This window comes from Tardiphaga sp. 619_E2_N8_4 (genome assembly GCF_051810905.1).
In the GTDB taxonomy this organism is placed as follows: domain Bacteria; phylum Pseudomonadota; class Alphaproteobacteria; order Rhizobiales; family Xanthobacteraceae; genus Tardiphaga; species Tardiphaga robiniae.
In genome coordinates, this window is the sequence record NZ_JBPWQJ010000001.1 from 865,087 (window position 1) to 887,988 (window position 22,902).

The window sequence follows — 22,902 nt, forward strand, 5'->3', positions numbered from 1 at the left end:
AGCCATGAGTGATGTTCAGGCACTATTCGCGACATTGAACCAGGCGACCGATCCGGCCGTAGCCGATGCCATTGCACAGCTGATCCGCGACGGCGCGGACCACGAACTCAATCGTGTCAACGTGCTGGATTTTGCGGCACGCCGTGGCCTGAACGAAGAGCGCGTCATTTCCGGCTTCCTGCATGCCTCCCGCCTCGGCCTGTTCGACCTGACCTGGAATGTGTTGTGCCCGGGCTGCAGCGGCGTCCTCGACGCCCACAGCACGCTGAAATCGCTGCGCCATGACGACTACCATTGCGGGCTCTGCGCCTGCGGCTATGAAGCGTCGGTTGACGAGCAGGTCGAGGTGGCGTTCACGGTCGCACCGCGCGTCAGGCACATCGCTGCACACGACCCCAATACGCTGCCGCTCTGGGAATACTTCAAGCAGGTGTTCTGGAGCTCAGGCGTCGATCTCGATCAGGAATCGTTTGCGTCACTCACCGATGAAGTGACACTGGACGCAATGGAATTGCCGGCGCATGAAAAAGCGGTGATGTCGCTGCACTTGCCGTCGGAATTCGTCATCGTGTTCGAGCCGGTAACCCATGCCGCGCAGTTCATTGACGTGCAGGGCGAACCGACCAAGGAACGACAGCATTTGTCGCTGATCTACAACCGGCAGCATACACCGACCGGCACCATCACGCTGCAACCCGGACCGTTGCGATTGTCCCTCGAGAACCAGACCGAGGTGCGCGTGCTGCCATCGGTATTTGTCGCGGCCGAGGGCCTCCATCACCTGATCGGCAAGCGCAAACCGTTCCTCACGGCCAAGCGGATACTCACCAACCAGACCTTTCGCGATGTCTACAAGGCCGACAACCTCAATATCGATCAGCGACTCAAGATTACCTCGCTGACTTTCCTGTTCACCGACCTCAAGGGCTCGACTGCCTTGTACGAGCGCGTCGGCGATCTCGCAGCCTTCGATCTGGTGCGCGCGCATTTCCACGCACTGCTGGAGATCATTGCGTCGGAAGCCGGTGCCGTCGTGAAGACCATCGGGGATGCCGTGATGGCGACCTTTACACGGCCCGAACAGGCGCTGGCCGCAGGTCTGCGCATGCGCGCCGCGATGGAGCGGTTGAACGAGGAGCGCGGCACCAAGGACCTCGTGGTCAAAATCGGGATCCATGAGGGGCCCTGCCTCGCTGTGATGCTGAACGAGCGGCAGGATTACTTTGGCCAGACCGTCAATATCGCTGCCAGGGTGCAGGGCTTGTCAACCTCGCAAGCGATCCACGTTACCAGCCCGGTGATATCGGCGCAGGCCGTGGAAGCCATTCTGCGGAAGGCTGAAATCACACCGATCCAGAAGCACGCCGCCTTGCGCGGCATCGCCGACAAGATTGTGGTCTATGAGATTCCGTGACACGAGATCCCATAAACTACCGATCGTCTCAATTGTTACTTAACTGTCATCAGTGCTTCGGGAACCCGGCCGCATTGCATGCGTTCCATTTTCGCGCCACAAAGCACGAGCGCTTTCGCCGCATGGCGGGCCTCGCGATCATCTGGTTCAAAGAATAATGCTGGAAAAACTGCGCCAATTCATTGCCGACGTGGTGTCTCCCGATGCGCACGGAAATCAGGCATTCGACGATACCGGCTTCCGTCTTGCCGCCACGGCGCTGATGCTTCACGTCATCTCGCTGGACGGTGAGCCCTCAGCTATCGAGAGAGCCAAGTTGCACAGCCTGATCGAGTCGCGTTTCGAGCTCGATCCCGGCACGGCTGACAGGCTCATCTCGGCTGCCACCCTCGTCGAAGGCGAGGCCGTCGATCTCTATCACTTTACAAGCGTCATCATGCGCGTGGTCGACGAGCCCGGTCGTGTCCGTCTCGTCGAGATGATGTGGCAGCTGGTCTATGCTGACGGCCGCGTCAGTGAGTTCGAGGAAAATGTGGTCTGGCGCGCAGCCGACTTGCTCGCAGTTTCATCACGTGACCGGATGGAGCTCAAACGACGCGTGGCGGGCGGTACGGCCACAACGGATACGACTGTCTGAGCAGGCGCAGCCCGACCGGCAAATGACGGCACCACGACGCATAACCAAAGTTTAATGCGCGGTCCCCGATAATTCATGCCACTGCTACACGCTCGGGAACTGGAGGTCCTACGGTACTCCGGTGGTCATTCCGACTTGCACATCACGGGTATCCCTATTACGCCTGTAGATGCATGCAAATCGTCCTCACGTATTTTAAGAGTACCTTATTGTGACTGAGCGCGTGACGTTAATAACCGGAGCCTCGGCCGGAATTGGCGCCGAGTTCGCGCGCATCTTCGCCGCGAACAAGCATCGCGTCGCTCTGGTTGCACGCCGTGCCGAGCGTCTGAATGCACTGGCCGCTGAAATCACGGCCGCCGGCGGTGCTGCGCCCATCATCATTCCCTGCGATCTCGAACAACGCGACGCCTGCGCCCAGATCGCGGCTGCCCTTGCTGCTGCCGATGTCGAGGTGGAGTACGTCGTAAACAATGCCGGCTTCGGCATGTTCGGTCGCGCCATCGACATGGACCGCGACCGGCAACTCGGCATGCTTGAGGTCAATGTGCGCGCACTGACGGATCTGTCGCTGCGCTTTTCCGAGAGCCTGATCCGCAACAAGGGCGGCATTCTCAATCTCAGCTCGATCGCGGGTTTTTTGCCGGGTCCCGGAATGGCCGTGTACTACGCCAGCAAGGCCTATGTGCTGTCCTTCACCGAAGCGCTGCGTCAGGAGCTCGGCTCCAAGGGTGTGCGCGTGACCGCATTGTGCCCCGGACCGGTGCCGTCGGAATTCCAGGCGCGCGCCGGATTCACGCCGGGCCTCGACTCGGCGATCCTCAATGTCTCGGCGGCTGACGTCGCCCTGCTGGGCTATCAGGGCCTGATGGCCAACAAGCGCACGGTTTTCCCCGGCCTCGGCATCAAGATCGTGCCGCTGCTGCTGCGGCTTTTTCCGCGCGGCTTCATCGCGGGGGCGGTGGCAAGGTTGCAGTTGAGACGAGTGTGAATCCGGTCCGCCTACGCCCTGCGGGCTTCGGCGAGACATCCTTCGTTTGCTTCGCTTTTTATGGTCGGGAGGGTGGCTTGCCGAGCCGGAGCTTGCGAAGCAAGCGAAGGATGGTGGAGCCAGGCGGGATCGAACCGCCGACCTCGTCATTGCGAACGACGCGCTCTCCCAGCTGAGCTATGGCCCCGATACGAACCGGGTCGCCCATGCGATCCGATCAGCAATCGGCGCCATTTACAATCCCCGTTAACGGCAAGTCAAGAACGTCGCAAAAGCGCGGTTTTCCGGCACTTTTCGCCCGGAACTTCCCTTGTTTGAGGGGGCCTGAACCGATATTTAGCGGACAGTCGAATCCGCGACCTAACCCGCGAGCCATCCCCGCCATGCGCGCCGTTCTCGATATCGTGCTGATCATTCTCGATCTCTATGTCTGGCTGCTGATCGCCTCGGCGATCCTGTCCTGGCTGATCGCCTTCAACGTCGTCAACACCCGCAACCAGTTCGTCTCCGCGATCGCCGAATTCCTGTTCCGGATCACCGAGCCCGTGCTGGCGCCGATCCGCAGGATGCTGCCGAGCCTCGGCGGTCTCGATATCTCGCCGATCATCCTGATCCTGATCATCATGTTCCTGCAGCGGGTGATCACCTACTACATCTATCCCAGCGTCTTCTGATCGGCCGGGTTCGTGGCAGATCCCTGGCGCTACGCGACTGACGGTGTCAGCATCGCCGTTCGCGTGACGCCGCGGGGTGGCCGAGACGATATCGACGGGATCGAGACGATGGCCAATGGCCGTTCGGTAGTGAAGGTGCGGGTGCGCGCCATCGCCGAGGACGGCGAAGCCAACCGCGCCGTGACCGAACTGCTTGCCAAGCAGCTCGGCGTGCCGAGGCGCGATGTGCGCGTGCTGTCCGGCACCACGTCGCGCGTGAAGCAGATCGCGATCGACGGCGACCCGACGAAACTGGGCGCGATGCTGCGCAGGATCACTGCAGCAACGCCCGACGACACTGACGACAGGACCGACACATGACCGCCAGCATCATCGATGGAAAGATCATTGCCGCTGAATTGCGCGGCCGCGTCGCCGCCGAAGTCGCGCGCGTCAAAGCCGAACATGGCGTGACGCCCGGCCTCGCCGTAGTGCTGGTCGGCAGCGATCCTGCCAGCGAGGTCTATGTGCGCAGCAAGCACAAGCAGACCCAGGAAGCCGGCATGGCCTCCTTCGAACACAAGCTGCCGGCCGATGTCGCGCAGGCCGATCTGATCGCGCTGGTGCAGAAGCTTAACGCCGATCCCACCGTGCACGGCATTCTCGTGCAGCTGCCGCTGCCCAAGGGTCTCGATACCGACGCCGTCGTCAATGCCATAGATCCCGCCAAGGACGTCGATGGCCTGCACCCGACCAATGCCGGACGTCTCGCCAGTGGCATGCCCGCTTTGTCGCCCTGCACGCCGCTCGGCTGTATCATCCTGACCAAGAGCGTGCACAAATCACTCGAAGGCATGAATGCCATCGTGATCGGCCGCTCCAATCTGGTCGGCCGGCCGCTGGTGCAACTGCTGCTCAATGAAAACGCCACGGTGACCATCGCGCATTCGAAGTCGCGCGATCTTGCCGAGCTCTGCGCGCAGGCGGATCTGGTCTATGCGGCAGTGGGCCGCCCTGAAATGGTGCGCGGCGACTGGATCAAGCCCGGCGCGACCGTGATCGATGTCGGCATCAATCGGCTGCCCGGCGCAGAGGGCAAGACGCGCCTCGTCGGTGACGTGGCCTATCAGGAAGCGCTGAAGACCGCCGGCGCGATCACGCCGGTGCCCGGCGGTGTCGGCCAGATGACCGTCGCATGTCTGCTGGTGAATACGTTGCGTGCGGCATGCGCGATCCACAAGCTGGCGGCGCCGGCGGTTTAAAGCGCTCGCTCCGGCCCATCCACGTCATTGCGAGGAGCCTTGCGACGAAGCAATCCAGTTCTTGGCTTTCTGGATTGCTTCGCTGCGCTCGCAATGACGGCTGAGGGGTCGACGCAGAACTCTTACTTCGCCGTATTCTCGATCAACCGTCGGTAGAATCGGATCATGTCGGCGTAATTCGCCACGCTCAGCCGTTCATTGGTGCCGTGGAAGCGCTTGAGGTCTTCCGACGTCGCGCGCACCGGCGAGAAGCGGAAGATGTTGTCGGTGACGTCCGTGTAGTGCCGGGAGTCCGTCGCCGCCACCATCAGACCAGGCGCCACCAGCGCATCGGGGAAGATCTCGCGAATGGTCTGATTGAGCGCGCGATAGGACGAGCTCGCCGTGCCGGTCACCGGGGGCGGATCGGTATTGCCGGGGAATGGCGCAATCGAAATCTTGTCGTTGCTGACTGCGCTGCGCACATGTTCGGTAACGCTGGCCTGGGTATCGCCGGGCAACAGCCGGAAATTCACCGTGGCCTCCGCATTGCCCGGCAACACATTGTCCTGCTCGCCGGCCTTGAAGATCGTCAGCGCCGTGGTCGTCCGCACCGTCGCTTCGGTCGGGCCGCTCTTCTCGAATTCGCGCAACAGCAGCGGCTTGAACAGCCACAGATTGGACAGCACCACGCGGTTGAAGCCGCTCATCTCCGGCGCGATGGTGTCGAACATCTCGCCGACGGTGCCGCGGATCTGCATCGGCAGACGCTTGTTTTCGAGCTGGGTCAGCGCCGCGCTCATCATGCCGATGGCGGTTTCGCGCGGCGGCATCGACGAATGACCGGGCGTGCCATGCGCGGTCAGCACCAGCGTCGCATAGCCTTTCTCGGCGACGCCGATCAGCGCCATCGGCTTGTCGAGCCCCTTGAGAATGCCCTCGGTGATCAGCAGGCCTTCATCGAGTACGAAATCGAGCTTCACGCCACGCGATTTCAGCAACGCAGCGATGGCCCGCGCGCCGCGCATGCCGGACACTTCCTCGTCATGACCGAAGGCGAAATAGATCGTACGTTTCGGCCTGAAGCCTGCCTTCGCCATGGCTTCGGAGGCTTCGAGGATTGAGTACAGATTGCCCTTGTCGTCCCACGAGCCGCGGCCCCAGATGAAGCCATCGGCGACGACGCCCTTGAACGGCGGTTGCTGCCAGTCTTTCTCGGTGCCCGGTGCGACGGGCACGACATCCTGATGCGCCAGCAGCGCAATCGGCTTCAAGGCGGGATCGCTGCCTTCCCATGTGTAGAGCAGACTGTAGTTGCCGACGAGTTCGCGCTTCGCCACGGCATGGAAGGCCGGGAAGCTCGCCACCAGATGCGCCTGCATCGCGCGCAGCGGTTCGGCGGCCTGATCGGGATTGAGGAAATTGGAGATGGTCGGGAAGCGTATTGCTTCCGCAAGTCGCTCTGCCGCCGCCTGCTCATTGACCGGCGCTTTCGCCGCCGCGGTCACCTGAAGCTGCCGCGATCCTCCACTGAATGTCTTGACGAGCACGATGCCCGCGAGCAGCAAAACGGCCGCGATGACGATCACCGCGGCCGTTCGGAGCAGTTTGATCCATCGGCGCATCGGAAGTCCCCTTCTGCTACGCCGGTCTCTGTTACTTGGTCTTGGCCGCCGATTCTTTTGCAGATTTGGCGCGCTCGATCCCTTCGAGGATCAGGCGCTGCGCGTCGGCTGCATCGCCCCAGCGCACCACCTTGACCCACTTGCCGGGCTCGAGATCCTTGTAGTGCTCGAAGAAGTGCTGGATCTGCTGCAGCGTGATCTCAGGCAGATCGCTGTAGTTCTTCACCTTGTCGTAGCGCTGGGTCAGCTTCGAGGTCGGCACGGCGATGATCTTCTCATCGAGACCGCCTTCGTCTTCCATCAAGAGCACGCCGACCGGACGCACGCTCATCACCGCGCCCGGCACAATGGCGCGGGTGTTGGCGATCAGCACGTCGCAGGGATCGCCGTCGCCGGACAGCGTGTGCGGGATGAAGCCGTAATTCCCGGGATAACGCATCGGCGTATAGAGGAAGCGATCGACGAACAGGGCGCCGGATTCCTTGTCCATCTCATATTTGATGGGCTCGCCGCCCACCTGGACCTCGATGACGACGTTCACTTCATGCGGCGCCTTGGCGCCGAGCGGGATTGCGTCAAGACGCATCAAACACTCCAGATTTCATAGGACAGGTTGCGACAGGCGTAGCCGAGCGGGAGCCCGGATTCAACGCCTGCGAGACCAGAAAATCATGAACCGGCTTAATGGCTTAATTCGTCCAGGCGAATGCCACTTTATCGAGCGATTTTGCGCCGAAACGCTCCGAGGAGCGGGCCACCATGCGGCCACCCAGAGCGCGGTAGAACTCCGTGGCGCCCTCATTGTCCGACAGCGCCCAGATCACCATGCTCTTCAGCCCGCTCTGCACGAGGTCGCGCTTGGCGGAGGCGAACAGCCGGCGGCCGAAGCCGAGGCCCTGGAATTCCGGACGCAGGTAAAGTTCGTAGATCTCGCCTTCGAACTGCAGGCTGCGGGCGCGGTTGCGACCGTAATTGGCGTAGCCAGCGACCTTGTCACCGAAGCACAAAACGCTGACGCGGCTGCCCTTGCGGATCGCGGAATCCCACCAGCCGGGACCGCGGCGGTTGATCAGCTTTTCCAATTCGGGGCCCGGGATAAGACCTTGATAGGCCGCGCGCCAGGCTTCGTCATGGGTGGACGCCACCGCGGCTGCATCCGCAGCTTTGGCCGGCCGAACCTCGATCAGGGTTGTGCTCATGGAGGGGATCAAAGCAAGTCGGCGGGCGCTCTTCAAGGTCCATCGTTAATTATCGGTTAACGTGTGGATTTTCAGCATCAGTTTACCGAAAGAGTTGTATCGAAAAAGGACAGAGCTGCATCCAATGCGCGCCGAACGCCATGTTTTCCACTGCTGGCACGTATCGCGCGAGTCGTGTCGCAGTTGCACACGCGTATCGATGTGCACAACTGCACCGATGTGATTCGCGGCGTGTAGAGTGCGACAGGCATTGCGTCCGCACGAAAGTCCCTGAGCGCTCATGAAACACGTCCAAGCGCTTTGCCTGCTGGCTGCATTGCTCGGAAGCGCCGCTACTGCCGCAGCCCAGACATCAGGCGCGCAGGCCCCGGAAGAAGCGCCGCATCGCCGGCAGGTCTGGTCGGTAGCGTCGCCCGATCCAAATACCAGTTCCCGCGCGGTGCTATTCCGCCCACCCGGCAATGGCCCGTTCCCGCTCGCTGTCATTGCGCATGCCACCACGCAGAATGCGCTGCGCCGCGCGCAGATGCCGCAACCGGAATATCGCGCACTGGCCTCCTGGTTCGTTGGGCGTGGCTACGCCGTGCTGGTGCCCGAGCGCCCCGGCCATGGCTTAACCGGCGGGCGTTATCTCGAAGACCAGGGCGGCTGCGACAATGCCGACTATGTCGGCGCCGGCCGCGCCACGGCGGATAGTATCGCCGCAGCGATGACTGACATTCGCAAACAACCCTTCATTCGCAGCGACGGCACGATCGTCGTCGGCCATTCCGCGGGCGGCTGGGGCGCGCTCGCCATGGCCGGCGCCAATCCGCAAGGCGTCAGAGCGATCATTGCCTTTGCCCCCGGACGCGGCGGCCATGCCAATGACCGGCCGAATGACGTCTGCGCGCCGCAGCGCCTGATCGCCGCGGCCGCAACCTTCGGACAGACGGCGCACACACCAGTGATCTGGCTCGTTGCGCGCAATGACAGCTATTTTTCGCCGGACTTGTCACGCCAGCTGGCGGATGCGTTTCGCAAGGGTGGCGCCAGGGTCGATGTCCACGAGCTGCCGGACTTCCGGAGCGAAGGCCACTGGCTTGCGGAAAGCAACGGCGGTGACGACATCTATGGTGCCACGCTGGACAAGGCGCTGAAGGCAATCACGGCGAGGAAGCGATGACGCGCAAACCTGCGCAACCGGAATGGACAGTGCAGTGACCGAGCCCTGGCCCGATGACAATGTCATCCTTTATGACGGCGTCTGTATCTTCTGCTCGCGCTGGATCCAGTTCGTCGCCAAACGCGACACCGATCATCGCTTCCGCTTCACCCCGATCCAGTCCGACTATGGCAGCCGCCTCGCCCGCCATTTCGGCATCGATCCCGCCGATCCCGACACCAATGCGGTGATCCATGGCGGCGTGGCTTATGTCAGATCCGATGCGGCGCTGACGGTGCTGTCGACCCTGCCCGGCTGGCAATGGGTGCGCGTGCTGTTCGCCGTGCCGAAGGCGCTGCGCAATCCGGTCTACAGCCTGATCGCAACGAACCGCTATCGTATCTTCGGAAAGACCGAGGCGTGTATCGTGCCGGACGCGGGGATGAGGGCGAGGGTGATAGAGTAAGCGAGCGTCTACGCTTTGCTCTGCTTGCCTGTAGCCATCACTTCCTTCGCCGCCCGCTCTCCACTCTCTCGCGCCCCATGCGCCGTCGAGAAGAAATTCGGCGATGTCGCTTCGCCGGCAAAGAACAGCCTGCCATCCACTGGCGCCGCGAGAACCGCGCGCGCATCGGCATGGCCGGGCTTTGCCGCCGAATAGGCGCCTTGCGCGAAGCGATCATGTCCCCAGCGGGATTCCGCGAGCGGCGTGAGCTTGCTGCGGATGTCTGAGCCGAGCAGCGCCACGATCTCGTCGATGCTTTGCGCGGCGAGTGCACCCTGGCCGGCGTCTTCCAGGTCGCGTGCGAACCTGCCCCCGAAGAAGCCGGCGATGCAGGGGCGGCCGGAGGGGCGCAGATGAAAGCTGCCGACACCGGTGCGCATGGCGGCGCCGCGCAACCCGATATCGGACGGCCACTTCTCGGCATCGGCGAGCGCCAGCATCACCTTGTTGTCCGCGCCGAGCGGCAGGCCCGCGGCGGCCTCGACCTTGCTGGGCAACGGCGGCGTGAAGCGGATATTTTCATTGGCGATGAGATTGGTCGGCACGCAGACGATCACTTTCGCCGCGCTGAGCGTGCCGCGCGACGTCTCGATGCGAATGCGCGCGCCGGAATGATCGATAACAGTGACTTCGGTATTCAGCGCCACCGGACACGGCGCGCCATAGGCTGCGATCAGCGCGCCGTAGCCATCGGGCAGGCGCCAGTTGATGTCCGTGTCCTCATAGGCATCCATGTCGTGCAGCGACACATCCTTGAGCTCGAAACCGTTGATATAGGTCGAGACCGCATCGATCATCGGATTCCATGTATTGCCGGGCTCAAGGCATGTCGCCGCCGGCGCATCGATCTCGTTTTCCGCGGCTTCCTCGGCGCGGTCGTAGAACGCGTCGATCGCGGCGAAGAACTCATCGCGCTTCGCCTTCGAGAAGGCGGCGTCATAGGCCTGATCCCGCCATGGCGGACGCGACTTGTCGACGGCGAAGCCGAGCTCTTTCGCGATGCCGACGAAGTCATTCTTGTCGGCGGAGTGCAGCCATTCACAGCCCAGATCGAACGGAATGCCGGGGGCCGCCATGATCGTATGGGCGCGGCCGCCGATCCGGTCGCGCGCTTCCAGCACGATCACGGAGAGCCCGGAACCTCCTAGCATACGCGCGGCGCCGAGGCCGGCAGCGCCGGCTCCGATGATGGCGACATCTACTTCGGAAGGCAGTCTGGTCATCGCGTCGGTATTCACAGCGGATGGGAAACGGGTGACAACGGGATAAAGGCTTGCTTGAATTATTCAAGCCACCGCTGCCCCCGGAGAAGATGCATGACAGCCCCACACGATTTCGAACTCTACGGCTTCTGGCGGACGTCCGCGACCTATCGCGTCCGCGTGGCGCTCAACCTGAAGGGATTGGAAGCGCACGAGCGCGTGATCGACCTCGACAAGGGCGAGCAGCGCGGCGACGCGTTCCTCAAGATCAATCCGCTCGGCGCGATTCCGGCCCTGATCGAGCCCGGCCACCTGCCGCTGACGCAGTCGCTGGCGATCCTGGAATTCCTCGACGAGATCCATCCGACCCCGCCGCTGCTGCCGAGCGATCCACACGGCCGCGCACGGGTGCGCTCGATCGCCGCGATGCTGGCCGCCGACACCCACCCACTCATTACGCCGCGTGTACGCAAATATCTCGCCATCACCGCCGGCTTCGACGATGCCGCAGTTCGCGCCTGGCTGGTGCACTGGTTCACCACGGGCCTTGCCGCCGTGGAAGAGCGCCTCGCCAGCGAACCCGCCACCGGCCGCTTCTGTCATGGCGACGAGGTGACCATCGCCGACATCTGCCTGCTCAGCATCACCGCGACCATGAAGGTGCTGAAGATCGAGATTGCAGGCATCCCGACCATCGACCGCATCGTCGCTACCTGCGAGGCGATGGAGGCGTTTGCGAAGGCGGATCCGTTGAAGCAGGTGGGAGCGCCGGCAAATTGACTCTGCCCTCATCCTGAGGAGCCGCGCAGCGGCGTCTCGAAGGATGGCCACAAGCGTCGGCGCGACACCAACTCATGGTTCGAGACGGCGCTGCGCGCCTCCTCACCATGAGGGGCGGAGTGAAGGCATCGCACCAAACAAAAATGCCCGGCTTTCGCCGGGCATTTCGTAACCAGTCAAAGAATGCTCTCGCTTACGCGATCACTTCCTTGGTCTTTTCGGCGCGCTTGCGGTCGTTGGCATCGAGATGCTTCTTGCGCAGGCGGATTGACTTCGGGGTGATCTCGACCAGCTCGTCGCTCTCGATATAGGCCAGCGCCTTTTCAAGGGTCATGCGGATCGGCGGCGTCAAACGCACCGCTTCGTCCTTCGACGTGGTGCGGATGTTGGAGAGCTGCTTGCCCTTGAGAACGTTGAGTTCGAGATCGTTCTCGCGGGTGTGCTCGCCGATGATCATGCCCTTGTAGACCTTCCAGCCGGGCTCGATCATCATCGGGCCGCGATCTTCCAGCTTGAACATGGCGTAGGCCACCGCTTCGCCCTGGTCGTTGGAGATCAACACACCGTTACGGCGGCCGGCGATCTCGCCCTTGTAGGGCAGGTAGTCGTGGAACAGGCGGTTCATGATCGCGGTACCCTTGGTATCGGTCATGAGTTCGCCCTGATAGCCGATCAGGCCGCGGGTCGGCGCGTAGAACACCAGACGCAGGCGGTTGCCGCCCGAAGGACGCATCTCGATCATCTCGGCCTTGCGTTCGCTCATCTTCTGAACGACCACGCCGGAGAATTCCTCATCGACGTCGATGACGACTTCCTCGACCGGCTCCAGCGTGTTGCCGTTTTCGTCCTTGGTAAGAACCACGCGTGGACGCGACACCGACAGTTCGAAGCCTTCGCGGCGCATGTTCTCGATCAGGATCGCGAGCTGCAATTCGCCGCGGCCCGACACTTCCATCGCGTCACGATCGGCGGATTCGACGACCTTGAGCGCGACATTGCCTTCGGCTTCGCGCAACAGGCGGTCGCGGATCAGGCGGCTGGTGACCTTGTCGCCTTCGGTGCCGGCGAGCGGCGAGTTGTTGACGATGAAGGACATCGACACGGTCGGCGGATCGATCGGCTGCGCCTGGATCGGAATTTCAACCGACGGATCGCAGAAGGTATCGGCAACAGTGCCCTTCGGCAGGCCGGCGATGGCAACGATGTCGCCGGCTTCGGCGAGTTCCACCGGCTGGCGCTCAAGGCCGCGGAAGGCCAGGATCTTGGTGATACGGCCGGTTTCGACGACCTTGCCGTCACGCGACAGCACCTTGACGGCCTGGTTCGGCTTCACCGAACCGGCCGAGATGCGACCGGTGATGATGCGACCGAGATAGGGGTTGGCTTCCAGGATGGTTCCGAGCATGCGGAACGCACCTTCTTCAACCACCGGCGGCGCGACATGCTTGATGACGAGATCGAACAGCGGCTTCATGCCGACATCATGCGACGCGTCCGGGCTGTCGGCCATCCAGCCGTTGCGGCCCGATCCGTACAGAATCGGGAAATCGAGCTGGTCGTCGGTGGCGTCGAGCGCTGCGAACAGGTCGAACACTTCGTTGACGACTTCGGTGATGCGGGCGTCCTGACGGTCGACCTTGTTGATCGCGACGATCGGCTTGAGGCCGAGCTTCAGCGCCTTGCCGACCACGAACTTGGTCTGCGGCATCGGGCCTTCAGCGGCGTCGACGAGCACAATCACGCCATCGACCATCGACAGGATGCGTTCGACTTCGCCGCCGAAGTCAGCGTGGCCCGGGGTGTCGACGATGTTGATCTGGACTTCATCCCACAGCACCGAGGTGCACTTGGCGAGAATGGTGATGCCGCGCTCTTTTTCGATGTCGTTCGAATCCATCGCGCGTTCCTGGACGCGCTGATTGTCGCGATACGTGCCCGACTGCTGCAGCAGCTTGTCCACGAGAGTGGTTTTGCCGTGGTCAACGTGGGCGATGATAGCAATGTTGCGAAGGTTCATAGGTCTTCTTCTGGTTACGGTCTGGGTGCCCTTGAGCGGGTTCAACAAGACATGCTCGACAACAAAAGGCTTATGCCTTGCGCTCGAGCGCGTTCGATAACTGCCTCGTCTGAAAACGCGCTGGGGCAATCCCTCCAAAAGCAAACCCGGCCAGAAGGGGCCGGGTACTCGGACGCGTTGCGGCGCAATATAGGGGGAAATCGCCGAAAAACAATGCGAATCTGCCAAATGGTTAGCCCAATTTCGGGTCCAGAACCGTGGCCCAAAGGGCCATATCGGCCCGATCCCGCAAGGTAACGGTCATTTGGCCGCTTTGGCCGTCGATTTTGACGTGACCGAAGAACTGCATGCCGGCCGACGGGGGCAAATTCTGCTTATCGGGCCCCGGCGCCTTCACGAAACGGACCTCAGGACCGAAGGTATTGTCGAGCGCCGCCGGCCCGAAGGTTCCGGCGTGAAACGGGCCCGAAACGAACTCCCAGAACGGCTCGAAATCCTGAAACTGCGCCTTTTCCGGATTGTAGTAATGCGCCGCCGTGTAATGCACGTCGGCGGTCAGCCAGACCGTGTTGCGGATACCGGCCGATTTGATGAAGCGCAGGATATCGGCGATTTCCAGCTCGCGGCCCCGCACTGGTCCGTCGCCCTGCGCGATGGCCTCAGACCCGGTTTTGTCGGCGGCGTTGTCATAGACGACGAGGCCGATCGGCATATCCGAGGCGATGACCTTCCAGGTCGCCTTCGAGGCCATCAATGCGCGCTTCAGCCAGGCCATCTGCTCCGGACCGACGAAATACGCATCGGGACCATAGCTCTCCTGCAGGTTCGGGCCGTTGGGCCCACGATAGCTGCGCTCGTCCAGCATGAAGACATCGAGATGCGGGCCGTAATTCAGCGTACGATAGACGCGGCCAGGCTCGTTCGGATTGATCGAGATCGGATACATCTCGTGAAAGGCACGCGCACCGCGCGCCGCCAGCAGCGTGACGTCGCGCTCCTTGTAGGACGCGGGCAACTGCTTCGATGAAGACCAGTTGTTGGTGACCTCGTGATCGTCCCACTGGCCGAAGATCGGCACCTGCGCATTGAAGGCGCGGACATTGTCGTCGAGCAGATTGTATTTGTGCGCGGCGCGGAATTCATCGAGCGTTTCGGCGACCTTCGCCTTCTCCGGCACCGTGATGGTGTTCTTCCAGATCGCGCCGTCAGGCAGTTTCGTTTCAGGCAGGATCGGACCATCGGCGTAGATCGTATCGCCGGAATGGATCAGGAAATCCGGGTTGTGCTTTCGCATGGTGGCGAAGGTGACCATGCCGCCATCGTCAGCATTGATACCCCAGCCCTGGCCGGCGACATCGCCGCCCCAGACAAAGGACACATCGCGGCGATCCGCCGGCGCGGTGCGGAAGCGGCCGATCACGGGCTCGCCGACGATGTCGGTATGCGAGAGATCGCGGAATTTGACACGGTAGAAGATGTCCTGCCCGGCTGGCAGATTATCGAGCAGCAACTTCGCCGTGAAATCGCTCTCGGGCAGCGCCGTGATAACCGGCAACATGCGCGCATTGCTGAAGGATTCGGTAGTGGCGACTTCCACCATCATCTGCGCCGGGCGATCGGCGCGCGACCAGATCATGCCGCTGCTCGTCCCGACATCGCCGGACTGCACGCCATGCGACACGACCGGACGATCCGCCGCACGGCTGAGGTAAGGCATCGCCAGGAAGCTTGCGCCTGCTGCGGCTGAGTGCGCGAGGAAGCGACGACGGGATAAACGTAGTGCCATGGCGAACTCCTGATCCTGGCTCTGGCACCCGTGGTGCTAGGCAGAACACTTGACGCTGCGATGACAGGTGATGCGCAATATCAACACCCGCCAAAGCAAGTTGCGAATGGCTGGCAGCTTGATTGACACATTTGGAAATTTCACCTTAACGTGAACGCGACGGTTCCCTTCGGGGATCAAAAGGGAATGCGGTGAGGGGATCCCCCGATTCCGCGGCTGCCCCCGCAACTGTAAGCGGCGAGCCTGCGCCAAGAGCCACTGGGTGTTCACCTGGGAAGGCGGCGACAGGCACTGACCCGCGAGCCAGGAGACCTGCCGCCAGTCGTGGTCACACGCGAGCACATTGGGCGGGGTGTCCTGGTGGAAGTCACACTGCCTGTTTGAAAGCGGCGGGGCGACTTGGTTTGCGGTGACGTGCCACGTAACCGCGAGTCCTGTTCATGACCTCCGTTTCTCCCGTTGCATTGAAGCGACATACTCCCTTTCTTTATTCTGTTGCTCTCTCCTGCTTGTTGTGTCCGAGCGAAAGCTGGTCGCAAACCTCACAGTCGAGCCAGACGCTCGATCCTGTTGTCGTTCAGCCGTCAGCGACACCTCAACGCGCACGCCGCGCCACGAACGGCAATGCATCGCGCGCTGCGCGCTCGCGGCAGCAGCGCAATGTCGCCGCCAATACCGGCGCGCCGGTTGCCACGCCGACAGGCCCCGTCTTCGCAGCGCCGACGCTCAACCTCACCGGCACCACATCCACCGGCAGCCGCCTCGGCCTGACGCGCCTGCAGACGCCGGCCAGCGTCGAGGTCATCTCAGCGGAAACCATGGCCGAACGCGGCCAGCAGAATCTGATTGACGCCGTGACACAGAACGCCACCGGCTTCACCGCAAGCCCGGCGCCGGGCAATGGCAGCATCGCCTTCAACACCCGCGGCTTCACCGGCAACGGCACCGTGATGACTCTGTATGACGGCACACGGCTCTATGTCGGCTCGGGCACGCTGACCTTCCCCTATGATACCTGGTCAGCTGAGCGCGTTGAGGTGCTACGCGGCCCGGCATCGGTGATGTATGGCGAAGGAGCCGTCGGCGGCGCCATCAACGTCATCTCGAAACTGCCGCTTTGGGTGCCGCGCAATCAGGCCGAAATCTCGCTCGACAGCAACATGACCCGGCGCATTGCAGTGGATAGCGGTGGACCGATCAACAAGGATGTCGCCTATCGCATCACCGCGACCGGCAACATGTCGGACGGCTGGGTCGATCGTGACAACACCTCCAATGTCGAAGTGCATGCCGCCGTCCAGATCAAGCAGACCGAAGACATCACCTGGACGATCTCTACGGATTACGGCGATCGCAGCCCGTCGCGCTATTTCGGCACACCGCTGATCAACGGCAAGCTCGATGAGTCCCTGCGCTTCAGGAATTACAATGTCGGCGACAGCAGCATCCGCTATCAGGACAGCTGGAACCAGGTGAAGACCGAGTGGCAGGTGACAGACAGCATTACGCTGCGCAACACCCTGTACTACCTGAACAGCCAGCGGCACTGGAAAGACGTCGAGACCTACAACTTCAGCGCCGCAACGGGCCGCATCAATCGCAGCGACTATATCGAGATCTTCCACGACCAGCAGCAGATCGGCGACCGCTTCGACGCGACGTTCCGCGGCCATATCTTTGGCATGGTTAACGAATTTGTCGCCGGCTTCGACGTCAACCAGATCGACTTCAAACACATCAACAACTCGCCCTATGGCGGCACGTCGTCGGTGTCGCTCACCGATTTCTTCCCTGGCTCCTTCGCTGCGACAACGACCCAAACGGTTCCGGGCTTCAGCACCACGACCAACCAGTACGGCCTATTCGCCGAGAACCGTCTGTCGATCACGGAACAACTCTCTCTGATCGCTGGGATCCGGCAGGACGAGCCGACTATCAATCGCACCGACTACGTCACCCCCGGTAACAGTTTCGAGAAATCCTTCTCAGCGACCAGCTGGCGCGCCGGAGCGGTCTATACGCCCATCAAGGACCTGGCCTTCTACGGCCAATACTCTACAGCCGTAGATCCGGTTGGCGGCCTAGTCTCGCTGGCGGCAACAAACAAGAGCTTCGAACTAGCGACCGGTAAGCAGGTCGAGATCGGCGTCAAACAATCGTTCTGGGGTGGCCGCGGCGAGTGGACCTTAGCCGGCTATCAGATCGTCAAAAACAACCTGTTGGCGCGCGATCCGAACTTGCCGTCAATGGTTGTCCAGGTCGGTCAGCAGTCGTCGCGCGGTGTCGAGGCTTCGGTGGGCCTCGCCCTCGACCACGGGTGGCGCATCGATGCCAATACCGCTTTCCTGCGTGCGAAATATGATGACTTCGTGCAGTCAGTTGGCGGCGTTGCGGTGAACTACGCCGGCAACGTGCCGGCCAATGTGCCACAGAACGTCTCCAACATCTGGGCGACCTGGGCCTTTGCACAGGATTGGTCGGCAAATGTGGGCGTCCAATTCGTCGGCCGCATCTATGCAGATAACGCCAACACGCTCGTGCGTCCTGCCTATCAGGTTGTCAATGCCGGCGTGCAGTGGAAGGCCGACCGCAATACGACGGTGTCGTTCCGAGTCTACAATCTGCTCGACGAGGTCTATGCAACATCGGGCGGCACCAATCAGTGGCTGCTCGGCCTACCGCGCACCGCTCAACTCGCCGTCAATGTAAAGTTCTGAGCGTGCCACGCACACTGACACGAACACTCCGGCGGTGGCTGTATATCGGTCACCGCTGGGTCGGCATCGTCACCTGCCTCTTCTTCGCGATGTGGTTCATCTCCGGCGTGGTGATGATGTATGTCGCGTTTCCCGGCCTCTCCAATAAAGAGCGGCTGGCGGCATTGCCCGATATCGTCTGGGAGAAAGTGGCGCTCTCTCCCGACGAGGCGATGAAGGCTGCCGGTGCCACGCGCTATCCGCGCGAATTGCGATTGAACATGGTTGCCGACGAGCCGGTGTATCGGTTGACTGGCTGGGACGGCAAACGGCAGACGATCTCCGCCGCCGATGGCCGCGCAATCACCGACATCAACGAACAGCAGGCACTTGCAGTCGCGCGGCACCATCCCGCCAGCAAGTCGCCTCAGCTCGAAGAGATCGTCGATCGCGACCAGTGGAGCGTGACCGCACGCTACGATCCGCTACGCCCATTGTATCTGATCACACTCGGCGACGGCGCCGGTACAAAACTCTACGTCTCCTCACGCTCTGGCGAGATCGCACTCGATACCAACCGCACGGAGCGCGTCTGGAACTGGCTCGGCTCGATCCCGCACTGGATCTATCCGACCGTGTTGCGCAAGGACGGCCCGCTGTGGCGGCTCGTGGTGCTTTGGATCTCCGGCATCTGTTTGATCGTCGGCGTTACCGGAATCTGGATCGGCATTTTGCGCGTGCGCCTCAAGCGGCGTTATGCGAGCGGCAACATCACGCCCTATCGCGGCTGGATGGCGTGGCATCACGTCACCGGACTGATCGCCGGGCTGTTCGTGCTGACCTGGATGTTCTCGGGCTGGCTGTCGCTCGATCCCGGCCGTGTTTTTGCCGACCGCAATACGCCACGTGAGGTATTGCAGCGCTATGCCGGCCACGACGCGCCTGATATCGCTGCGGCTATTCGCGCACCGGCGGACAAGGCCGCGGTCGAAGCGCGCTTCGTATGGATCGACGGCATGCCGCTGATGATCGTCGCGAAGCGCGACGGCACGAAAATGGCGATCAATCCGACAAGTGGCGAAATCGCAAGACTGCCGCAAGACCGCCTCTGGAACGCCGCAACAAAACTGCTGCCAGACTCGCGCCTCGAAAACCAGGTAACCCTCGGGAAATACGACGCTTATTGGTACGCGCACCACAATAACCGCGAATTGCCAGTGTTACGCGCAACATTTGATGATGACGCGCAAACCTGGTTTCACATCAGCCCGGTCACCGGCGACATCCTCGGCCGCGTCGACTCAAGCCGGCGCACCTATCGCTGGCTGTTCAATGCGCTGCACAGTTTCGATTTTCAGCTGTTGTTGATGTATCGTCCGGCCTGGGACATCGTGGTGTGGCTGCTGTCGATTCTCGGCACCATGGTCTCGGTGAGCGGCGTCGTGATCGGCTGGCGCTATCTCAAGCGCTAAAGCGTTTTCGAGCGAAGTGGTCCCGGTTCGCGTGAAGAAAACGCGTCAAAACGAAAGACTCTAGACCGCGAGCGGCCGCGGCGGCTGACGCAATTGCTCCGGCGGATTCATCGGCTCCGGCGGGATCATGCCGATCAGCGCCTTGCGGTCGGCGACGGCGTTGTGGAATTGCTCGAGCGCAATATTGAAGGCTGTCAGCGTGCCTTCCTCAATGGCACCATGCTCGTAGCAATTCAGCGTATGACGCAGAATATCGTCGGCTTCCGCCTGCATCGTATCGAGCTCTTCGAGGGACTCGCTCTTGCGCGCGGCGGCAATCATGTCGAGCAGACGATCGCGCTCTGACACATTCACGTTGCGCTCATCCTTCTTCAGATAGCTCGCGAACCAGGCGCCGATCGAGCCCATCGCCGAGAGCCCCATCAGGCTCCACCAGATGTAATCGCTATAGCGATCGAGGAAGGTCTTTTCTTCACCATCCACATAGGCGGCCGCGCCGGGATGCACGGGGATCACCGCATCCTTATCGGTATCCGGCGTCTCGATCTTCGCCGCCAGCGGGAAGTCGTTGATGATCTGCTGACGGATCGCAAACAGCTGCCGCGTGAAGGCGGCGATGGTCACATCAGACAGGCTCTGCCGTGCCACGATGTGATGCGAAAAGCTGATGGTCTTGACGTCGTCGTCCGGCCGCGCCGGCGCGCCGCCGAATGCGCCTGCAGGAATTTCCGATGATTCATACATCGGGAAATTCTGCGCGATGGCTTCTGCGGAATCGATCGCGAGGAAGGTCGGCGTGCCATCGCGGCTCGAAGCCTGGATCGCATCATTGGTGATCTTGCTGTTCACCGGACCTGCCGCGATGAACGCATCGACCTTCTGGTCCTTCACGGCCTCAGCCACTTCGGTGGTCGAGAACTGCACGATGGTGACCTTGGCCGGATCGACGCCATATTGCCGCAGGATGATGTTCAGCAGGTTGACGTTGGCCTGCGTCTTGCCGATCACGCCGACGCGGCGTCCGGCGAGCTGCGAGAATTTGGTGATCTTCGGCCCGGATTTCTTGCCCTTGGCGGCCGGCGGCACCCAGATCACAGCAACGTTCTTGCGCAGCGTGGCGACGGCGCGCGCATTCTTTGGCACTTCGAGATCGCCGCGGATGATCGCGAGATCGGCCTTGCCATCCGCGAGCGCCTTGGCGCTGGCAGTGGCACCTTCGGTGAGGATCGGCCGCAAACGAACCGTATAGTGATCGCGCGAGAACGACTGCACCAGCGCCTGCACAACCTTCACGTCGTCGCTGTTCGGCGGACCGACGGCGATCCGCAGCGGCACCGGCTTCATGGCGAAGTAGTAAGCGCCTGCCACGGCTGCGACGATCGCCAACGTCCCGGCCAGCGTGATCAGCGTCATCTTGCGCCGGATCGACCGCGGTGACGGCGGCCCTATCGGCCCGATAACATCGGGACCGTCTGCCATGGATCTGGAAAACAATCGCTTCAAATTCATCTGCGCCAAATGGGTTCGAGCGACAATGTAGCAAAGTTTCGGGTCGACGCGCCGTTCCACCGGCAGCATGGTTACCGACGGGCTTGGTTACTTTCCTGCATGCGCGGCATTTGCTGCCTTATTGTGGCATGGATCCCAACTGTGTCACCGGGCGTTAGAGTAAAGTTCAAGTGAAGCAGGAGGTTGGCATGGTGGAACGACTCTCGGCCGAGGCCCGCAAGGCGGCGCTCAAGGAGCTCTCGGGCTGGAGCGAGGTTTCCGGGCGCGATGCCATCGCCCGGACCTTTACGTTCAAGGATTTCAACGAGGCCTTCGGCTTCATGGCGCGGGTCGCCCTGGTCGCCGAGAAGAGCGACCACCACCCGGAATGGCGCAATGTTTACAAGACAGTGGAGGTAGTACTCTCCACCCACGACGCCGACGGCGTCACCAAGCGCGATGTCGATCTGGCCAGGGCCATGAATACCATCGCCGGGCAACTCGGCCACTCCTGAGCGTTGCTGAATGTTGCGACGCCGGAGCCGGATCACCATTTACCGGAAAGGCTGCAAACTGCAGCCGCGAGGACATTGCCGATGGCAACCGACCACAGCGTGGGCTTCGAGCCAGCCGATGAACTGGCCAAAGACCGCGAAAGCGTGCGCAAGCAGTTCTGGCACAAGCTCAAGCGACTGGCGGTCAAACTGCCTTTCGCCGAAGACTTGCTGGCGGCTTACTACTGCGCCTTCGACCGGCAGACACCGCGCCATGTCCAGGCGGCGCTGCTCGGCGCCATCGCGTATTTCGTACTGCCATTCGATTTCGTGCCGGACATGCTGCCCGTTCTGGGATTCACTGATGATGCCGCGGTGCTGGCCACCGCCTTGCGCATGGTGGCGAGCCACATCAACGCGGACCACCGCGAAGCCGCCAGAGCGGCCATCGCACGTGGATTGGCGAAGGGTGAAACGGACGCGTAATCCGCGTCCGCCTCATTCAGTTTATGGATGAAGGATCACTTTGCCCATGGCCTGACGGCCCGCCAGTACCTTCAACGCATCGGCTGTCTTGGCTAATGGGAAAGTCCTGTCGACATGGGATGAGATCTTCCCTTCGGCGGCCCACTTCACCAGCTTTTCCAGGTTGGCGCGGTTCTTTTCGGGATTCTGCCGTACCCAGGCGCCCCAGAACACGCCGCGGATGTCGCAGCCCTTCAGCAGCGCTAGATTAAGCGGCATCTTCGGAATGTCACCGGCGGCGAAGCCGATCACCAGGAAGCGGCCCTCCCAGGCGATGGCACGCAGCGAGGCTTCGGCATATTTGCCGCCCACCGGATCGAAGATGATGTCGACACCCTTGCCGTCCGTCAGCTTCTTCAGACCTTCCTTCAAATCTTCGGTCGCGTAGTTCAGGCCGATATCCGCGCCGTGCTTCTTGGCGAATTCCAGCTTCTCGTCCGACGATGCGCAGGCGATGACCTTGAGTCCCAAGAGCTTGCCGAGTTCGCAGGCCGCGAGCCCAGTGCCGCCCGCGGCGCCGAGCACGGCCAGCGTCTCGCCGGGCTTCGGGCTGGCGCGGTCTTCCAGCGCATGCAGCGCCGTGCCGTAAGTGATGATCACGCCGGCGGCGCGATCGAAATCGAGATTGTCGGGAATCTTCACGGCGGACGCCGCAGGCACCGCGATCTTTTCACGGGCGCCATTGTGGCCCACAGATGCGACCACACGGTCACCAACCTTGAGGCCGGTCACGCCGCTGCCGATGCTCTCGATCACACCAGCGACTTCCGCAGCCGGCGAGAACGGGAACGGCGGCTTGATCTGGTACTTGCCCTGGATCATCAGGATGTCGAAGAAATTCAGCGCCGCCGCCTTGATCGCGATAACGACCTGATCGTCACCGACAACGGGATCATCGATATCGGCGAGAACGAGATCATCGGGTTCGCAGAATTGCGAGCAGAGAATGGCTTTCATCTGATCATCTGACCTTCGGCTTGAGACAGTTGAAGGGAGTCATGCCGGATTTGACGGCGCGCTACAATCTGATTCG

At 61.9% G+C, this 22,902-nt stretch carries 21 protein-coding genes, 1 tRNA gene and 1 riboswitch; of the genes, 13 read left to right on the plus strand and 9 right to left on the minus strand.

Annotated elements, in window-relative coordinates:
• Positions 1-4 precede the first annotated feature (4 nt).
• The 3 genes from AB8A23_RS04040 (at position 5) to AB8A23_RS04050 (ending at position 3,042) form a co-directional block, all read left to right on the plus strand.
• Entirely contained in the window at positions 5-1,414 is a 1,410-nt protein-coding gene (locus AB8A23_RS04040; RefSeq protein ID WP_439060356.1) for an adenylate/guanylate cyclase domain-containing protein, read from the plus strand.
• A gap of 157 nt (positions 1,415-1,571) precedes the next feature.
• Entirely contained in the window at positions 1,572-2,051 is a 480-nt protein-coding gene (locus tag AB8A23_RS04045; RefSeq protein ID WP_089266541.1) for a TerB family tellurite resistance protein, read from the plus strand.
• A 211-nt stretch (positions 2,052-2,262) separates the two neighbouring features.
• Positions 2,263-3,042, plus strand: coding sequence for an SDR family NAD(P)-dependent oxidoreductase (locus AB8A23_RS04050; RefSeq protein ID WP_089266539.1), 780 nt, complete (start codon positions 2,263-2,265; stop codon positions 3,040-3,042).
• Positions 3,043-3,153: 111 nt separating this feature from the next.
• Here AB8A23_RS04050 and AB8A23_RS04055 read toward each other — a convergent pair.
• Positions 3,154-3,229, minus strand: a tRNA-Ala gene (locus AB8A23_RS04055).
• 196 nt (positions 3,230-3,425) lie between these two features.
• Between AB8A23_RS04055 and AB8A23_RS04060 the strand changes: the two genes are divergently transcribed.
• The 3 genes from AB8A23_RS04060 to folD are packed head-to-tail and all read left to right on the plus strand — an operon-like array spanning position 3,426 to position 4,957.
• Complete coding sequence (locus AB8A23_RS04060) at positions 3,426-3,716, plus strand: YggT family protein (RefSeq protein WP_068737841.1); 291 nt, start codon at positions 3,426-3,428, stop codon at positions 3,714-3,716.
• A 12-nt stretch (positions 3,717-3,728) separates the two neighbouring features.
• The gene (locus tag AB8A23_RS04065) at positions 3,729-4,076 is read left to right on the plus strand and encodes a DUF167 domain-containing protein (RefSeq protein WP_439060355.1); all 348 of its coding nucleotides are present in this window, start codon (positions 3,729-3,731) and stop codon (positions 4,074-4,076) included.
• A complete protein-coding gene (gene folD / locus AB8A23_RS04070; RefSeq protein ID WP_439060354.1) occupies positions 4,073-4,957 on the plus strand; it encodes a bifunctional methylenetetrahydrofolate dehydrogenase/methenyltetrahydrofolate cyclohydrolase FolD in 885 nt (294 codons plus the stop codon). Before AB8A23_RS04065 ends, folD begins: the two co-directional genes overlap by 4 nt.
• Positions 4,958-5,079: 122 nt before the next feature.
• Here the strand turns inward: folD and AB8A23_RS04075 are convergent, their stop codons facing one another.
• The 3 genes from AB8A23_RS04075 to AB8A23_RS04085 all read right to left on the minus strand — a co-directional run bounded on the left by AB8A23_RS04075 (position 5,080) and on the right by AB8A23_RS04085 (position 7,760).
• Positions 5,080-6,561: a M20 family peptidase gene (locus tag AB8A23_RS04075; RefSeq protein WP_439060353.1), complete on the minus strand. Its 1,482-nt coding sequence runs from the start codon at positions 6,559-6,561 to the stop codon at positions 5,080-5,082.
• Between the two features lie 31 nt (positions 6,562-6,592).
• On the minus strand, positions 6,593-7,147 hold the full coding sequence (gene ppa, locus AB8A23_RS04080) for an inorganic diphosphatase (RefSeq protein WP_089266533.1): 555 nt from the start codon (positions 7,145-7,147) through the stop codon (positions 6,593-6,595).
• Between the two features lie 103 nt (positions 7,148-7,250).
• Positions 7,251-7,760 (minus strand): GNAT family N-acetyltransferase, encoded by a 510-nt coding sequence (locus AB8A23_RS04085; protein WP_068737851.1) that lies wholly within the window; start codon positions 7,758-7,760, stop codon positions 7,251-7,253.
• 280 nt (positions 7,761-8,040) lie between these two features.
• On the opposite strand from AB8A23_RS04085, the gene AB8A23_RS04090 reads away from it, so the two are divergent.
• Both AB8A23_RS04090 and AB8A23_RS04095 read left to right on the plus strand, forming a co-directional pair.
• Positions 8,041-8,925: an alpha/beta hydrolase family protein gene (locus tag AB8A23_RS04090; protein WP_439060352.1), complete on the plus strand. Its 885-nt coding sequence runs from the start codon at positions 8,041-8,043 to the stop codon at positions 8,923-8,925.
• 22 nt (positions 8,926-8,947) lie between these two features.
• A complete protein-coding gene (locus tag AB8A23_RS04095) occupies positions 8,948-9,370 on the plus strand; it encodes a thiol-disulfide oxidoreductase DCC family protein (RefSeq protein WP_439066015.1) in 423 nt (140 codons plus the stop codon).
• An 8-nt stretch (positions 9,371-9,378) separates the two neighbouring features.
• On the opposite strand, the gene AB8A23_RS04100 is transcribed toward AB8A23_RS04095, so the two are convergent.
• Positions 9,379-10,632: a flavin monoamine oxidase family protein gene (locus tag AB8A23_RS04100; protein WP_439060350.1), complete on the minus strand. Its 1,254-nt coding sequence runs from the start codon at positions 10,630-10,632 to the stop codon at positions 9,379-9,381.
• A 93-nt stretch (positions 10,633-10,725) separates the two neighbouring features.
• Between AB8A23_RS04100 and maiA the strand changes: the two genes are divergently transcribed.
• On the plus strand, positions 10,726-11,391 hold the full coding sequence (maiA, locus tag AB8A23_RS04105; protein ID WP_089266530.1) for a maleylacetoacetate isomerase: 666 nt from the start codon (positions 10,726-10,728) through the stop codon (positions 11,389-11,391).
• A gap of 193 nt (positions 11,392-11,584) precedes the next feature.
• Here the strand turns inward: maiA and typA are convergent, their stop codons facing one another.
• Both typA and AB8A23_RS04115 read right to left on the minus strand, forming a co-directional pair.
• A complete protein-coding gene (gene typA, locus AB8A23_RS04110) occupies positions 11,585-13,408 on the minus strand; it encodes a translational GTPase TypA (protein WP_089266528.1) in 1,824 nt (607 codons plus the stop codon).
• A gap of 232 nt (positions 13,409-13,640) precedes the next feature.
• Positions 13,641-15,194 (minus strand): alkaline phosphatase D family protein, encoded by a 1,554-nt coding sequence (locus AB8A23_RS04115; RefSeq protein ID WP_309941158.1) that lies wholly within the window; start codon positions 15,192-15,194, stop codon positions 13,641-13,643.
• Positions 15,195-15,339: 145 nt separating this feature from the next.
• A riboswitch (cobalamin riboswitch) is annotated at positions 15,340-15,528 on the plus strand.
• 106 nt (positions 15,529-15,634) lie between these two features.
• On the opposite strand from AB8A23_RS04115, the gene AB8A23_RS04120 reads away from it, so the two are divergent.
• Positions 15,635-17,911, plus strand: coding sequence for a TonB-dependent receptor (locus AB8A23_RS04120; RefSeq protein WP_439060349.1), 2,277 nt, complete (start codon positions 15,635-15,637; stop codon positions 17,909-17,911).
• A 2-nt stretch (positions 17,912-17,913) separates the two neighbouring features.
• Positions 17,914-19,362: a PepSY domain-containing protein gene (locus AB8A23_RS04125; RefSeq protein WP_439060348.1), complete on the plus strand. Its 1,449-nt coding sequence runs from the start codon at positions 17,914-17,916 to the stop codon at positions 19,360-19,362.
• A gap of 60 nt (positions 19,363-19,422) precedes the next feature.
• Here AB8A23_RS04125 and AB8A23_RS04130 read toward each other — a convergent pair whose 3' ends face one another.
• Positions 19,423-20,841 carry a TAXI family TRAP transporter solute-binding subunit gene (locus AB8A23_RS04130; protein WP_089266522.1) on the minus strand — a complete coding sequence of 473 codons (1,419 nt, stop codon included), beginning with the start codon at positions 20,839-20,841 and terminating at the stop codon, positions 19,423-19,425.
• 200 nt (positions 20,842-21,041) lie between these two features.
• On the opposite strand from AB8A23_RS04130, the gene AB8A23_RS04135 reads away from it, so the two are divergent.
• Together AB8A23_RS04135 and AB8A23_RS04140 are read left to right on the plus strand one after the other, a co-directional pair.
• A complete protein-coding gene (locus tag AB8A23_RS04135) occupies positions 21,042-21,365 on the plus strand; it encodes a 4a-hydroxytetrahydrobiopterin dehydratase (protein ID WP_256461208.1) in 324 nt (107 codons plus the stop codon).
• 81 nt (positions 21,366-21,446) lie between these two features.
• Positions 21,447-21,830: a YkvA family protein gene (locus AB8A23_RS04140; RefSeq protein WP_231078525.1), complete on the plus strand. Its 384-nt coding sequence runs from the start codon at positions 21,447-21,449 to the stop codon at positions 21,828-21,830.
• 21 nt (positions 21,831-21,851) lie between these two features.
• Here the strand turns inward: AB8A23_RS04140 and AB8A23_RS04145 are convergent, their stop codons facing one another.
• Positions 21,852-22,826, minus strand: a complete 975-nt coding sequence (locus tag AB8A23_RS04145) for an NADPH:quinone oxidoreductase family protein (RefSeq protein ID WP_439060347.1) — start codon at positions 22,824-22,826, stop codon at positions 21,852-21,854.
• Positions 22,827-22,902 lie beyond the last annotated feature (76 nt).

Excerpts from the sequence above, each read along its gene's own strand:
- AB8A23_RS04045 (WP_089266541.1), top strand. The coding sequence starts at position 1,572 with ATGCTGGAAAAACTGCGCCAATTCATTGCCGACGTGGTGTCTCCCGAT.
- AB8A23_RS04085 (WP_068737851.1), bottom strand. The coding sequence starts at position 7,760 with ATGAGCACAACCCTGATCGAGGTTCGGCCGGCCAAAGCTGCGGATGCA.
- ppa (WP_089266533.1), bottom strand. The coding sequence starts at position 7,147 with ATGCGTCTTGACGCAATCCCGCTCGGCGCCAAGGCGCCGCATGAAGTG.
- AB8A23_RS04040 (WP_439060356.1), top strand. The coding sequence starts at position 5 with ATGAGTGATGTTCAGGCACTATTCGCGACATTGAACCAGGCGACCGAT.
- AB8A23_RS04130 (WP_089266522.1), bottom strand. The coding sequence starts at position 20,841 with ATGGCAGACGGTCCCGATGTTATCGGGCCGATAGGGCCGCCGTCACCG.
- typA (WP_089266528.1), bottom strand. The coding sequence starts at position 13,408 with ATGAACCTTCGCAACATTGCTATCATCGCCCACGTTGACCACGGCAAA.
- AB8A23_RS04120 (WP_439060349.1), top strand. The coding sequence starts at position 15,635 with ATGACCTCCGTTTCTCCCGTTGCATTGAAGCGACATACTCCCTTTCTT.
- AB8A23_RS04095 (WP_439066015.1), top strand. The coding sequence starts at position 8,948 with ATGGACAGTGCAGTGACCGAGCCCTGGCCCGATGACAATGTCATCCTT.
- AB8A23_RS04090 (WP_439060352.1), top strand. The coding sequence starts at position 8,041 with ATGAAACACGTCCAAGCGCTTTGCCTGCTGGCTGCATTGCTCGGAAGC.
- AB8A23_RS04140 (WP_231078525.1), top strand. The coding sequence starts at position 21,447 with ATGGCAACCGACCACAGCGTGGGCTTCGAGCCAGCCGATGAACTGGCC.
- folD (WP_439060354.1), top strand. The coding sequence starts at position 4,073 with ATGACCGCCAGCATCATCGATGGAAAGATCATTGCCGCTGAATTGCGC.
- AB8A23_RS04115 (WP_309941158.1), bottom strand. The coding sequence starts at position 15,194 with ATGGCACTACGTTTATCCCGTCGTCGCTTCCTCGCGCACTCAGCCGCA.
- AB8A23_RS04100 (WP_439060350.1), bottom strand. The coding sequence starts at position 10,632 with ATGACCAGACTGCCTTCCGAAGTAGATGTCGCCATCATCGGAGCCGGC.
- AB8A23_RS04060 (WP_068737841.1), top strand. The coding sequence starts at position 3,426 with ATGCGCGCCGTTCTCGATATCGTGCTGATCATTCTCGATCTCTATGTC.
- maiA (WP_089266530.1), top strand. The coding sequence starts at position 10,726 with ATGACAGCCCCACACGATTTCGAACTCTACGGCTTCTGGCGGACGTCC.
- AB8A23_RS04145 (WP_439060347.1), bottom strand. The coding sequence starts at position 22,826 with ATGAAAGCCATTCTCTGCTCGCAATTCTGCGAACCCGATGATCTCGTT.
- AB8A23_RS04075 (WP_439060353.1), bottom strand. The coding sequence starts at position 6,561 with ATGCGCCGATGGATCAAACTGCTCCGAACGGCCGCGGTGATCGTCATC.